At 60.0% G+C, this 13565-nt stretch carries 9 protein-coding genes and 3 pseudogenes; 4 read left to right on the top strand and 8 right to left on the bottom strand.

Features of this window, described 5'->3' with window-relative positions; genetic code table 11:
• Positions 1-113: 113 nt before the first annotated feature.
• Positions 114-869 carry a hypothetical protein gene (locus E3N86_RS09215; protein ID WP_134511814.1) on the bottom strand — a complete coding sequence of 252 codons (756 nt, stop codon included), beginning with the start codon at positions 867-869 and terminating at the stop codon, positions 114-116.
• Here E3N86_RS09215 and E3N86_RS09210 point away from each other — a divergent pair.
• Positions 847-1566 (top strand): annotated as a pseudogene (locus tag E3N86_RS09210) (IS256 family transposase); the annotation flags it as partial. The gene E3N86_RS09215 and the pseudogene E3N86_RS09210 overlap by 23 nt on opposite strands.
• A gap of 282 nt (positions 1567-1848) precedes the next feature.
• Here the strand turns inward: E3N86_RS09210 and E3N86_RS09205 are convergent.
• The 4 genes and pseudogenes from E3N86_RS09205 to E3N86_RS09190 form a co-directional block, all read right to left on the bottom strand.
• Positions 1849-2805 (bottom strand): glycosyltransferase family 2 protein, encoded by a 957-nt coding sequence (locus E3N86_RS09205; RefSeq protein WP_134511813.1) that lies wholly within the window; start codon positions 2803-2805, stop codon positions 1849-1851.
• Entirely contained in the window at positions 2792-4042 is a 1251-nt protein-coding gene (locus E3N86_RS09200) for a hypothetical protein (protein WP_134511812.1), read from the bottom strand. The genes E3N86_RS09205 and E3N86_RS09200 overlap by 14 nt, the downstream gene beginning before the upstream one ends.
• 228 nt (positions 4043-4270) lie before the next feature.
• Positions 4271-6232, bottom strand: coding sequence for an asparagine synthase (glutamine-hydrolyzing) (asnB, locus tag E3N86_RS09195; RefSeq protein WP_134511811.1), 1962 nt, complete (start codon positions 6230-6232; stop codon positions 4271-4273).
• Between the two features lie 293 nt (positions 6233-6525).
• Positions 6526-7095 (bottom strand): annotated as a pseudogene (locus tag E3N86_RS09190) (integrase core domain-containing protein); the annotation flags it as partial.
• A 70-nt stretch (positions 7096-7165) separates the two neighbouring features.
• On the opposite strand from E3N86_RS09190, the gene E3N86_RS09185 reads away from it, so the two are divergent.
• Together E3N86_RS09185 and istB are read left to right on the top strand one after the other, a co-directional pair.
• Positions 7166-8407 (top strand): helix-turn-helix domain-containing protein, encoded by a 1242-nt coding sequence (locus E3N86_RS09185; RefSeq protein WP_134511810.1) that lies wholly within the window; start codon positions 7166-7168, stop codon positions 8405-8407.
• Positions 8404-9168: an IS21-like element helper ATPase IstB gene (istB, locus tag E3N86_RS09180; protein WP_134511809.1), complete on the top strand. Its 765-nt coding sequence runs from the start codon at positions 8404-8406 to the stop codon at positions 9166-9168. Before E3N86_RS09185 ends, istB begins: the two co-directional genes overlap by 4 nt.
• A 65-nt stretch (positions 9169-9233) precedes the next feature.
• Here the strand turns inward: istB and E3N86_RS09175 are convergent.
• The 3 genes and pseudogenes from E3N86_RS09175 to E3N86_RS09170 all read right to left on the bottom strand — a co-directional run.
• Positions 9234-9595: pseudogene (locus tag E3N86_RS09175) on the bottom strand (helix-turn-helix domain-containing protein); the annotation flags it as partial.
• A 103-nt stretch (positions 9596-9698) separates the two neighbouring features.
• Complete coding sequence (locus E3N86_RS17645; RefSeq protein ID WP_255453061.1) at positions 9699-9830, bottom strand: hypothetical protein; 132 nt, start codon at positions 9828-9830, stop codon at positions 9699-9701.
• An 11-nt stretch (positions 9831-9841) separates the two neighbouring features.
• Complete coding sequence (locus tag E3N86_RS09170) at positions 9842-10840, bottom strand: glycosyltransferase (RefSeq protein ID WP_166785065.1); 999 nt, start codon at positions 10838-10840, stop codon at positions 9842-9844.
• Between the two features lie 1114 nt (positions 10841-11954).
• Between E3N86_RS09170 and E3N86_RS09165 the strand changes: the two genes are divergently transcribed.
• Complete coding sequence (locus tag E3N86_RS09165; protein WP_134511806.1) at positions 11955-13244, top strand: O-antigen ligase; 1290 nt, start codon at positions 11955-11957, stop codon at positions 13242-13244.
• Positions 13245-13565 lie beyond the last annotated feature (321 nt).

Genomic DNA, 13565 nt, shown 5'->3' with positions numbered 1-13565 from the left:
CGCAGCATCAGGGGCCTGCAGTTCGCCCTCCTTGCCGTGGCCGCGATCACCGCGGGCGGCATCGGCTACGCCGCCCTCTCCATCGGCCTCTAGCACCCGCCCTACCGGCGCCCCTACTGCGTAGCCACGCTCGCACAGTCGAGCGGCACGTTTGTGATGGCCGTGGGGTTCACCATCGGGGTTACTTGCGCCGCGAGCATTTTCTTTGCCGTGCCAGCCGCAACCGCGTCCACGCTGAGCTTTGACGTGGCGCCCGAGTTCATCGTGAGAACGAGCTTGGCCACGGGGTAGTCCGTGTCGTGGAACAGCACCAGCTGAACCGCGGCACCGTTAACGGTGGCTCCCACGATCTGCGACCCTGAAGGCGCGTAGACCATGACGATCAAGCGCTGAACTCCGGGTTTGAGCTTCTCCCGGTCGAATGTTCCCAGAATCGATGGGCTGACTGACTTCGCCGCATCAAGCGGAATGCCGTTGGTGAGGTCGACGCCAATTCGGTAGGACGCCTTTCCATCGGCCCGGCACGCTGCCTGCCCCGGGCTGACCGCCTGATTCAGGTAATAGTTCATCTTCGAGCCGACGTTTTCTTGGAAGTAGACCCCAACTCGATCGGTCTTTTTGTCGCTCGCGGGGAGGGCTCCATCTGCATTGAATGACTCAATGAGGTCCTGCTCTTTGTCGACGGGACTCCACATCGTAACCCGACGTTCGCTGACGGCCTGGGTCAGGGCCGACAGCAGCAGTTTCGGATCGAAGGTTTTCTCGACGATCTCCGCATAAACGGCATCCTGCGCTGCATTGTCGGCGACGGCGTCGGCATGCGTGTCCCCTGACCAAAAGCGCAGGCACCGGATCGTGTCCCAAGCCATCGTCGTCGCGGTCGGCGTCGCGGCCGACGGACGCCGTGAAGTACTAGGTTTCGACGTTGGTGACAGCGAGAACGAGGGCTTCTGGACCAGCTTCCTGCGGTCGTTGAAGACTCGCGGCCTCGACGGGGTCAAGCTGGTCATGTCTGACGCTCACACCGGCCTGAAGAAAGCCATCGGGACCGTGTTCCAGGGCGCCGGCTGGCAGCGCTGCCGGGTGCACTTCATGCGCAACGTCCTCGCCGTGGTGCCGAAGGGATCGCAGGACATGGTCGCCTCGATCATCCGCACCATCTTCGCCCAACCCGACCGCGAGCACATCGAGAAACAGTTCCGCGAGGTGACCACGATGCTCTCCCGCTCGCACCCGAAGGTCGCGGCGATGCTCGTCGACGCGCAACCCGACCTCCTCGCCTTCGCCGGCTTCCCGAGGCGGCACTGGCGCCAGATCTGGTCCACGAACCCGCTCGAACGGGTGAACAAGGAGATCAAACGCCGCACCGACGTCGTCGGCGTTTTCCCCAACACCGCGGCCCTGCTGCGCCTGGCCGGATCGGTGTTGATCGAGCAGCACGACGAGTGGGAAGCCGGCGAACGCCGTTACTTCTCCGAGGCCTCGATGCTCGAGCTGGCCACCATGAACAACCCCATCGAGGTCCTCGACGAGGCGGTGATCCTCCCCGAACTCGCCGCCGCCTAAACTAGAACCATTGACCTGCATGGTGTTGAGAGATTCCACCACTCAGCGGGACGTGACCAAACCCTCACCGAACTTTGGGAGACACGCCCTAGAACTCGCCCGGCACTAATGGCCCTGTTTTGGGTCGGCGTTGACATGGGCAATTAACGTTCTGCGTCTGTGCCAGTGCCAGTGCTCCGATAAGCGACTCAGTGAGCGCGGTCATCAGTGTCGGCATGCGCGCCGTGGAAGAAGAAAGTGCATGCACTCACGTATTAGCTTGTCCGTCCTTGTCAGGATTGGCTATTTGAGAAGCACGACGGTCCCCGGTCTCAATATTTCCATTGTCTGCAGTCGAACCGATTTCGCTCGAGCTGATGTGCCCTCGGCCTGCCTTGTCACGGTCCGAGTAACGAACTCCACCAAAGCGACAAAGAGAACAAACGTTGAAGTAACCACAGATCGTCCAAATCGCTTTCGGATGTATCTGACCCGGCTGATTGCGCCTACACAGTAAGCCATCTCCGACACCGTTGACGAGCTCGCTCCTCCGACGTGAACACCCCATTGCATCGGCACAAATAGACAGCCACCAAGTGCCGCGGCTCGCGCGCAAATGTCAACGTCCTCGAAATACAACTCGAACTGCGGATCAAACCCATCGAGGAGAGTGTAGGTCTCAACGCTCATTCCGAGAAGCGCACCATCCACCTGGCCCACGAGGAGCGGATGATCAGCGTCAGTCCCTGCGCCGCCGGGCAATGCTTGCCTGTATGCACGGGTACCGATGAACGCTTTTTTGGCCTCCAGCCACATTGAGACGATGGGTCGAGCGTTCACACTGGCAAGGTGTCCCGGGGAGATCAGCCGGCCTGCAACAATCGCTTGGTTGCTCGCCTCGAGGTGCTCGACCAGAGACGATAGAGGCCTAGAAAGGGCCACATCCGGATTCACGAAAAAGACATGGGTTGAGGGCTTCAACAAAGTGACGCCTTCGTTGCATGCTCTGGCGAAGCCGAGGTTGGCGCCAGGGTCGACGTATAGGAGGCGAGAGTCCTGTTCGGTCATCCTCTGTACGAGCACTTTTGACTCAGCATCCGAGGAGTTATCCACTACCACGACCGACTCCACCGTCGGGTCTAACAGCACGCCAGACACGCAATCGAGCAGCATCTGGCTGGAGGAAAAAGCGACGATTACAACGCCGATTTGAATATGACGGGTATTTTCAACACGGGACGGCTCATCACTCGGCGACATTCGCTTCTTCCAGCTCCAGATTCTTCATTCTTTTCCTGATCACAACAAGCACAACAAAAGTCTGTACGGAGTAGATGACACTGGACGCGATCGCCGCACCCGTAGCACCTAACGCACCAACAAAGGGAAGGTAAAGAACACATAGCGCGGCTGAGGTTAAACCTATGAGCACGAGGGACCGCTTGGAACCAGAAGTGAGTATGCTCGACAACCCGATTCGCGCGTAGCCCTGAATCAGAACGCCTGGCAGCAAAATCAGAATAAGCGGAACTGCAGCAACGTACTTGGGTAGTAGAAGCGGTATCAGAATCGTGCTCCCAAGCCCAATCGCGACACAAGCCAAAACGCCGACAATGAAATTCAGACGGGTGAGTTTGGAACGCTGAGCTCGTTGGTCAGCCGCAGTCGCGCGCCTGGACCCTGAGTCGAAAGCGATGAGGCTAAGCGCCTCCGAAAACACCCAGATCATTCCTGCTATCGGAACAGCAATCGAGTAGACCCCTACGGCCGATGCACTCACCATCAAGCCAAGAACAACCACATCGGCGCTGTGAAGTAGCTGCTGTCCCGCCACGCCGACGTGTGCAGCGATCGAAGTCTTCAGAATATCAATACGCGGAACGTGACTTCCGCCCGGCCTCTCCTCGCGCCGCTCATTTCGCCTCGATAGCGCGAACGCTGTCGACAGAGCGAGAGCCACATACCAACACGCCACAACGGGAAATGGAGAGTGAAAAGCGAGCGCGACAGGTACACCAAGCATCGGGAAGACGACCGACTGAATCAGCCAGGCGTCCCGAAACACTCTCGAGTACCCCAACCCTTGATAAGTACGCAGCACGACGAGGTTCACGATGACCAGTGCGCCACCGCATGCGACCATTACGATCATTGCCCCGTCGAACAGACCGATGCGCACGCCTGGGTTCAGCATCACAGGCACGATCCCGAGCACTAGCACAAGGATTGCGATTAGGAATGCAATCTTGAAGCCACGTTTGGGAGCAGAGACGTCTCCCAGACGAAACGCCCGCACGATGCCGACCTGAAGACTCAAGTATCCAAGCGCGCCAACGAGTCCGGCACTGGAAATCACAAGGGCCAGCACGCCTCGCCCGCTCGTTCCCAAAATTGCGGCGGTCGCAAACGTCATGATCATCGAAGCGACTAATGGAAAAATCTGTGCCAAGAGTAGATCAGCGAGCTTTCGCCGCTTCGGATTAGATACGCGTGCCATCTGTTTCCCTCTTGGACTCTTCGTTGGAATGGAACGGCTGCAGAACGCCGAGCGGCGCCTCCCAAGAACATCTCCTAGACATTGGCTTGGCCCGTGTCTTATGACCATTCATTGCTCGACGGGTCCTGGATTGCTCTCCGTGAACGCCTATTTCCTCGACACCCGAGGCAGCACAGCGCCGCATCTCGACAGCCGGCTCTCCGACGCACACGCAAGCACGATCCCGCACTAGCCCTGCTCGCTCAGCCACGCCTGGAACATGAGAACGGGCCACAATTGGTGCTCCCGGTTTCTCCTCCCGCTGAGGTGCTCTGCCCACATGCCACGGACGACTTCGTGCCGAAAATACCCCTCTCGCTTCAGTCGAGACTCGTCAATGAGCGCTTCAGCCCAATCCCGAAGGGGGTCCCTCAGCCACTGTCCTAGAGGAATGCCAAATCCCATTTTCGGACGTTCTGTCAGCTCTTTAGGCACGTGGCGGTCCAGCACTCGGCGCAGAAGCCACTTTCCTTCGCCATTTCGAATCTTCAAACTCACCGGCATCGTCCATGCCAGTTCCAAAAGGCGGTGATCGAGTAGGGGGACCCTCGTTTCCAAACTGGTTGCCATCGCGGCTCGATCGACCTTCACCAGGATGTCGTCGGCCATGTAAGTCTTAGTGTCCATGGCCATCATCCACTCCTCAAAAGACTCCGTCGGTGGCCAAGAGTCCGGATCAGTAAACGCAGTCATCGGCTCGCGCGATTCTAAGACTGCGCTGGTCGGATCGTCCCAATTGCTGGTTAGTCGACGATAGAACGACGCCTCATCCGCAGCACCCAAGACTGTCGCCAACTTGTGAGCTTTGTCTCCCGGATAGGCTACGTCAAACCGATTTGGCAGGAGGGGCTTGGCAAACTCGAACATGCGATCCAAAGTGCCGGGCGAAACGCTCTCCAGCGCGCGCTTCGCCGCCCGCCTGACCGGGACTGGAAGTCGAGCCATTCGAGCCCACACACTGTGAGCCGTGAGATAGCGATTGTATCCACCAAACAATTCGTCACCGCCGTCACCAGTCAAGGCGACGGTCACATCCTGATGGGCAAGCTGGCTGACCAAGAAGGTGGGGATTTGCGAGCTGTCACCAAACGGCTCGCAATACATTGCGGCCAGCTTCGGGATGACGTCGAGCGCATCGCCCGGCTGAACATACAATTCCGTGTGCTCCGTGCCGAGGCACTCTGCAATGGCCTTAGCATGCGGCGCTTCATCGTAACCGGTGTTCGCAGACCCAATTGAGAATGTCCGCACCGGGTGCCGACTCTGGGCCTGCATAACCGCGACGACAGTACTGCTGTCAATCCCGCCGCTGAGAAACGCTCCGACTGGAACATCAGCGAGCATCTGCCCTCGGACACTGTCCGAGAGCGCCAGTTCAACTGCGTCGACCGCCTGCGTTTCGGTTCCGGCATACCGATTCTTTGAACCCGAAGCAATCACGTCGTTCAGGCTCCAATACGCGCGAGGTACGGATCCTTGAGCCGCTGAGCCATCGGCCACGGGGATGCTCAGGTAAGTCCCCGGCATAAGCTTCCGTATTCCTTGGTAGATACTATGCGGTGCGGGAATGCAGTTGTGACGAAGAAGGAGCGCTAAAGCACCCCTGTCGACCTCTGCCGCAAATCGCGGGTGGGCCTTCAATGCTTTCAGCTCCGAGCCGAACATTAAGGCGCTGTTGAGCCAACCATAGTAAAGAGGCTTCTCCCCCATTCGGTCCCGTGCAAGAGTCAAGACGTGGCCGGTTCGATCCCAGAGGGCGATCGCAAACATGCCGACTGTTGCTTTCAGAGTTCTTTCGATGCCCCACGCACTGAAGCACTCAAGAAGCGTTTCAGTGTCGCTGTGGCTGCGCCAGGAAGGCGCCTCTTGATTATCTTCAAGCGTCTGACGCAAAACTAGATGGTTGTAGATCTCGCCGTTAAATGAAAGAACGTACCTGCCATCCGCCGAGGTCATGGGCTGAGCTCCAGCGCTCGACACATCGAGGATCGACAGGCGGCTGTGCCCAAGAGCTACACCAACACCCTCGTCAATCCACCGGCCATCTTGGTCCGGACCTCGATGACGAATTGCTTCCACCATGCGGCTCATCGCATCTGCGAGTGCTGTCGCATCCCCAGTGGCTTGCACGCAACCTGCTAGTCCGCACACGCTCAGTGTTCCCCTCGGTTGTGATTGATTAGCCCTGCCTCGGGTTAGTGGACTCAGACCTATTCGGCCTTAGCGAAAACCGTGGACTGGTCTGAGTATTGCAGCTAGAAGTCGACCGGGCTGACCTCGGCCGAGGGATGAGTGTCGGCGGCGCCGATCATGGCGGTCCACGAACCACGCGCCGAACTCTCGGGATGCCCTGTTGCTGCTAAGCCAGACGGGGCGGTGATGAGACTCGGTCTTCAGCGTGGCGAAGAAACCTTCTCCTATCTCCTCGCCCCCGCAGCCCCGGCCTAGCTGTTGTTCCCACTGACGTTGTGAGCACGGTTGATGGGTGATTTGCCGCCGATGCCGGTATGGGGTCTGTGGTGATTGTAGCTATGGATCCAGTCTTGGTAGGTGGCTGCTCGGGCGGCGTCTGAGTTGTAGTGGTGGGCGTAAGCCCATTCCGCGGCGAGGGTGCGGTGGAATCGTTCGATCTTTCCGTTGGTTTGGGGTCGGTAGGGCCGGGTGAACTTGTGCGTAATGTTGCCCAGCGTCGTTGAAGAACTTCGACCGGTAGCAGGGGCCGTTGTCGGTCATGACGCGCAGCACAGTGATGTCGTGGGTCGCGTAGAACACGTTCGCGCGGCCCCAGAAGCCGGCCGCGGTTTCCTTCTTCTCATCGGTCAAGATCTCTGAATAGACCAGCCGGGAATAATCGTCGATCGCGGAGTGCAGAAATGAGTGGCCTACGCCTGCCTGACGGTTGCGTTTGCCGGCTTGGCGGCTTGGCGGCCGAGAGTGCGGTGGCCGCCGCCGTCGGGGATGCGACCAAGTTTCTTCACGTCAACGTGCACCAGCTCACCGGGTGTTTTCTTCTCGTTGTTAACGCCAACTGAAAACAGGGCCAGAAACGCCAACTGAAAATAGGGCCACCAACCATCATGGAAGGTGATCAAATTGGATGATTGGGCAGAGATTCGCCACCTGCATTCGACGGGGAAGCATTCGAAGCGGGAGATAGCTCGGCTGGTTGGAGTGTCCCGAGGAACGGTGGACCGCGCGTTGGCCGTGGATCGGTCGCCGACGTATCAGCGGGAGCCGACTGGGTCGAGTTTCGACGCGTTCGCCGGCCAGGTGCGGGTGTTGCTCGCAGCGACGCCAACGATGCCGTCCGCGACCGCTGCTGAGCGGGTGGGCTGGTCGGGGTCTCCGTCGCTGTTCCGGGCCAAGATCGCCGAGCTGCGGCCGGAGTATGCGGTGCCGGATCCCGCGGATCGGCTGGTGCACCCGCCCGGGTTCCAGGTCCAATGTGATCTCTGGTTCCCGCACGAAGACCTGCCGCTGGGCCATGACCAGGCTGCTGCGCCGCCGGTTTTGGTGATGACGTCAACGTTCTCCGGATTCATCCAGGCCCGCATGTTGCCCTCGAGGACGACGCCGGATTTGCTCGGTGGGATGTGGTCGTTGCTGCAGGAGGCCGAGGCCGTTCCCGCCCGTTTGACCTGGGACAACGAGACCGGCATCGGGCGCGGGAAACTCACCGAGCCGGCCGCCGCGTTCGCCGGCACCCTCGGCACGCAAATCAAGCTGCTCAAGGCCCGCGATCCTGAGTCCAAGGGCATGGTGGAGCGGATGAATCGCTTCTTCCGCAGCCGATTCATGTCGGGTCGCGCCTTCATCTCTCCCGACGACTTCAACCAGCAGTTGGCTGGCTGCCTGCCCATCGCGAACAACCGTCTCTCGAGGTCGCGACGAGGGCGACCCGGTGACCTGGTCCGCCTCGACCGGGCGGCGATGCGCGGCCTGCCGCCGATGGCGCCGGAGGTGATGTTCCGCAACAGCGTCCGGCTCCCAAGGGATTACTACGTTCGCGCGTTCAGCAACGACTACTCCGTCGACCCAGCCATGATCGGCCGGGTCGTTGACGTGGCAGCGAGCCTGGAGCGCGTGACCGTCCACCACGACGGGGTCCTCATCGCCGAGCATCGCCGGAAATGGGCTCGGCAACTGACCGTCACCGACCCGGCACATGTCCTCCGCGCGGCCGAGCTGCGCGCCCAGTTCCAAGCCCAACGCGCCCGCCGGCCCACGGTCACGGCCGTCGTCGAAATGGCCTCACTGGACCGCTACGACGAGCTCTTCAGCGTTGACATCGACGCCGCACCGACCGTGTTGGCGGTCGCGTCATGACCGGCTCAGAAGCGGCCTCGCAGATCGAGTACTACGCCCGCGCGCTGCGGGCACCACGGATCAGTGAAGCGTTCCGGCGCCTGGGCGATCAGGCCCGCGACGCGGGCTGGTCCCACGAGGAATACCTCTCCGCAGTGCTCTCCAAAGAGGTCTCCGAACGCGAAGCCTCCGGGGCCGCGCTGCGGATCAAGGCCGCCCGGTTTCCCGGTCACAAGACCCTTGAGGACTTCAACTTCGACCACCAACCCTCCGCCAACCGAAACCTGATCGCGCACCTCGGCACGAGCGTGTTCCTCACCGAAGCGAAGAACGTCGTCCTCCTCGGGCCACCCGGAACCGGGAAAACACACCTCGCCGTCGGCATCGGGATCAAGGCCGCCAAGGCCGGCCACCGGGTCCTCTTCGACACCGCGACGGGCTGGGTGACTCGACTCCAAGAGGCCCACTCGCGGGGCAAACTCGCCGCCGAACTCATCAGGCTGCGCCGCTACAGCCTGCTGATCGTCGATGAGGTCGGCTACATCCCATTCGACCAGGACGCCGCGAACCTGTTCTTCCAGCTCGTGTCATCCCGCTACGAACACGCCTCGCTGATCATGACGAGCAACCTGCCCTTCGCCCGCTGGGGCGACGTGTTCGGCGACCTCACCATCGCCTCCGCGATGATCGACCGCATCGTTCACCACGCCGACGTAATCAGCCTCAAAGGCAACAGCTACCGGCTCAAGCAACACCAACCCGCCGTGACTACGGCACACTAGAACCACACGAGAGTGGCCCTGTTTTCAGTTGGCAGAAGTGGCCCTGTTTTCAGTCGGCGTTAACACTCGTACCGAATCGGTTTGGGTTTGCGCACCGGCAGGCCCGTGTTCTGGTCTAGATGGCCCAGCAACGGCATCCGGTACCGGTTGAGGACCTTCGAGACCGTCGATTGCGGCAGCCTCAGGTGGTAGCCGATGCGGTGCGGCCCCCACCGCCTCGTGAAGCGCAGCGCGATGATTCGCCATTCGGTGCGCCGAGCACATTGGTTCGGGGAGAAGTGANAACCCATTTGGCCACGGTCGCGCGAGAGACCTGGAGCCGTTCGGCGACCCGGGCTTGAGCCCAGCCGTCGTTCACGACGAGCTGAACCAGCTTCAGCCGGCCTCCCGGGGTCAGCGGGGCGTTGGCATGAGTAACGTAAGAGATGAGGGCCTCCGTTGCATCGTGTTGAGTGTGGTAACCCAATCGATACCGGAGGTCCTCACCTTTTTAGCTCACGCCACGCTCACAACCTGTGTGGGAACAACAGCTAGCCCATCGACCGGATGATGCGGCGCTGTTTGTGATCGCGGCATTCTGCTCTGACGCTTTGGGTGTCGCGATCAGATTGGATGATCGCCTGCTCGGGCCGCTCACCGCGCAGGTTGGCGATCTGGCCCACCCAGACCTGGTTCAGGGCCCCGGTGTCTTTGGCGATATGCCTACAGCCCCCATCCACTGGGTACTCCAGGCATCAAAACTGTAGTGCTTCTGCACTCCGGCGCGGGCCCTCCCTCCCATGCTCAATCTCTCTCGAGCGCTCATCTCGATGACGCCGTCAATCGCATCAGTCCATTCCACCGAGTTATTTGCGACAAATCCCCCAAGTCGAGGAATAACAGAGCTATTGGCTCCAATCCCGGTGCCAACTACGGGGAGTCCCGCGGCAGCATATTGCAGGAGTTTGTAGGAGCACTTTCCGCGGGTAAATGGGGTATCTGGCAACGGCATCAGCCCCACGTCCGCCGATGCGATTTGGCTCGCGAACGTTCCTGGGTCCCAGTCTTGGCGATCGATGATGGAGTCGAGTGGGCCGAGACTCGCATTACCAGCGCTGATAACAGTCACTCGAAGGCCGTGCTTAGCGTTAAGTTCCATCAAGACGGCGGACAGCTCGGTCAAGTAGCTTTCGGTTGAGGGGGAACCAATCCAGACGGCCCGAGGGTACTCAGCAAGCTCGTAGGAGGCTTTTTGCGTGTAGTTGGACGGTTCGACACAGCTCGGGATCAGTACGACCTCGCTGCGGTGTTTCGATGCTTCCTCTGCAAGATTCTCATTCCCAGCTATGACAACATCCGCTGCCTGCACAGATGCAAGCCAGGCCCTCTTCGAAGACCAGAAACGCTGAAACGGTCCGGCAGCAAGGTAAATAGCGTCATCGAAGTCGTATACAGAATGAAGCGCAGCCTTCAGAAGCGCACCCTCAAGCGCGCCTGAACTAAAGGGAGATGCTGACCGGCCCAGTATCAACGTCTTGTCGCCTACCCTGCCGACAAGTTTGCAAAGATCAAGTTCGGCCATCGCCACCCGCGCGCCCCCCACGCGCAGAAGTGTCGAAAAGCCGGCATTGGATGTTCCCGCATATTCATGACGATCCACAGCGAGATCGAAGTGGTCGAACCAGTCGTACATTCGAACGCGGGTGCTGGCTCCGGATGCCCCGTACCGCGAAACGCTTACCACACTTTCGTTTTCAGCTCGAGAATCACTGCGCACTAATTGACTCATTTCTGCAGTATTCTGCGACAACGTCGATCACAAGGTTACCAATCTTGTGTCCACGGAGTTTGCCGCCGACCCTGCAGCTCGATCTGGTGAGCGGTGGCGCCCCCACCAACTGTCCCCTGTGCCCGCCTGTGCCGCCTGTGTGCGGCGGAAGGTGTGGCAGGGAAGCCTTCCTCACTTTGTGATCAGCGAATTCACTGTTTGAGAGGACTCCCCATCACGCAACCCCATCGGCACCCCCAACGTCATCGCCGCGGGCATCACCGCCGCCGACCGGCTAGTCGTTGCTCGCCCAACCGCCGTTGGGGTCGCCGTCGGATCCGGCAATGTATCGAGACCAGACGAAAAAGATCCTTCTCTTTCAGCATCAACTCATCCGCGAGGCCGCCGATGGGGGGGTGACGACGCGGCAGCGCTGCCCGATGGTTCGCGCTTTGGCCGGGCTGGTGCGCCCGGAGCCGGAGGACGGTCTCTAAAGACACCCTCGACCGGTGGTGCTGGGGCTGGCGGCACTGCGCTGCGGTTGCAACGCGTTGAAACCCGGCGGCCACCCCCAAGGCGCCGTTACGCCGACGTAGATCTTGTCGTTGGCAGCGACGCCGAGACGAGACCGCCCCGCGTGCACGTTGACTCAGGTGCGCACACCTCAATTTCGCCGGCCGGACCTACCCGCTCTTTTCCGACGACGCGATTCACGCCATTCATCGCGCCTCGCGGGGACATTAACGCGCGGTAAACAACCTCGTGGTCGCGGCACTGATCGCGACCTATGCCGCCGACATAGCAATGGTCCAACCTAGCCGCAGCGCAATCCACGATCGCCGAAAACGCCGACGGAAACCGCATCACCACTGACACCACCACGTCATTAGCACGATGAACGTCCCCCGGAATCGACAGACAGGGCTCGTTTACGGCTAAGCATCGCCACCGAAAATGACGCCTCTATCCCCACCTAACGCGACGGGCGAAAAGTTACGCGAATCGCGGGTCACGGCGTCAGTGCGGCAAGATACAAGGTATGACAGATACACCATGGCGCGAGGAGACACACCGAGCGACGCATCGCTTGCGTGTTCGTTCTCGGCCTCAAATTCTTGTCAGTTTGATTCTTATCGCGGCGGCATTCCCTATCCGGTTCCCGATCGGTGGTGGGCTAACAGCGTCCCTCTTTGATGCCACGGCGCTCGTGACCGCAATTCTGTTTATATTCCTGATTCCTCTGATGAAAATGCCGACAATCCCGCGACCATTTCTCTGGTTGGCTGTCGTATCGATACTGGTCGCCCTAGTTTCCCTATTTTGGAGTCAGGACACCACGACGAGTGCGCTCTATGTGGTCTCCTCGATAGAGGCATTTGTGGTCTTCATCGTTGTCGTCACGCTTCTTACCGATGCGCCTCCGACGCAGATCGTCAGACTAATCAGTGTCTTAGTTTTGCTGTTGCTCACCGGCTCGGTGCTCCTATGGTTGCGTGTTCCTGCCTTTATGCCACCGGCCGAGCTCGACCCGCTTCAGGGCGACTACCTCTCTTACTTCGCGCGGTTGAGTCACCCATTCATTGGGCGGTCGAACAACCTTGCCGCGCTGCTCGTGATCTTCATCGTCCCACTTACTGTGTGGGCTCGCCGGACCGGTCATCGTTTCTCCGGGTTTGTGGCTTTCCTCGCCTTGGCGGCCGTGATTTTGACTTTAAGCCGCGGGACGCTAATCGCGTTCGCCGCGAGCATTGTCATCTACGTCCTTGTCGAAGGAAAGGCTGGGTGGAACTTCTCCAAGAAGGCCGCTGCGTGGCTTGTGCCCATTTCCGTCGTCGGCCTTGTCGCTATCTCTGCGAACCCCGAGATGGGCAGGTTCTTCTCCGACCGATTCAATTCAGACGGGGCGGACGCACGCTTGGACTTATACGCGGCTGCCCAGCGAGCTTTTAGTGCCAACTGGATCGCTGGGGCTGGGGCGGGTGTCGGGGCGGACGTGCACAACACCTTCATGCAGCAAGTAACCTACTTCGGCTTGGTCTGCGGCGTGGTCATCGGCATCCTGTTGATTCGAGTTGGAGCGTGGTGGTTCGCCCGTGCACATGCGGAACACCTCTGGTTAGCCCATGCTATCGGCGTCGGGTTCACTGCCCAGCTCATGTCCTTTTGGGTGGAGTCGAGTTACGAGGGCAGCCTTCTCCGACCGCTCCTGTGGCTGGGTTGGGCGTTGGTTGTAGCACTGTTCAACGCGCAGCGTTCAAAGGCTGCACCCGAACATCTTCGTGATTCGACGGAGTCGATGCTGCGCCGATCTCGGCGTGTGCAGGCGTGAGCCGGCCGATCTTCTTTCCAGGTTTCTTGTCTTGAAGCTCGCCCGCATTACAGAGATTTCGCCCCACGGTGATCTGCGAGGAATAGATGCCTCACGACCGCAAATATGCATGGCCCCCATTCTGGGAGATCGAGTCCCCATACGCGACGAAATGGTCAGGCTTCTGGGCGGCAATGGGACCGCCGCGGCGACTTGTTCTGAGTTCTTGGCTACAACTCACCCTGACGGTAATGATGAGAAGAGTCTTGAGGCTGCGTGACTCTAACCCTGACTGACGTCCTTCAAGGATTGTCTTTTACGTGATCTGTCCGCGGTCTTGAG

Origin of the sequence: Cryobacterium sp. Hz7 (assembly GCF_004402815.1) — a bacterium.
Lineage (GTDB): Bacteria > Actinomycetota > Actinomycetes > Actinomycetales > Microbacteriaceae > Cryobacterium > Cryobacterium sandaracinum.
Note: the sequence above shows the minus strand (reverse complement) of the source record. Positions and strands in the feature narration are given on the sequence as shown.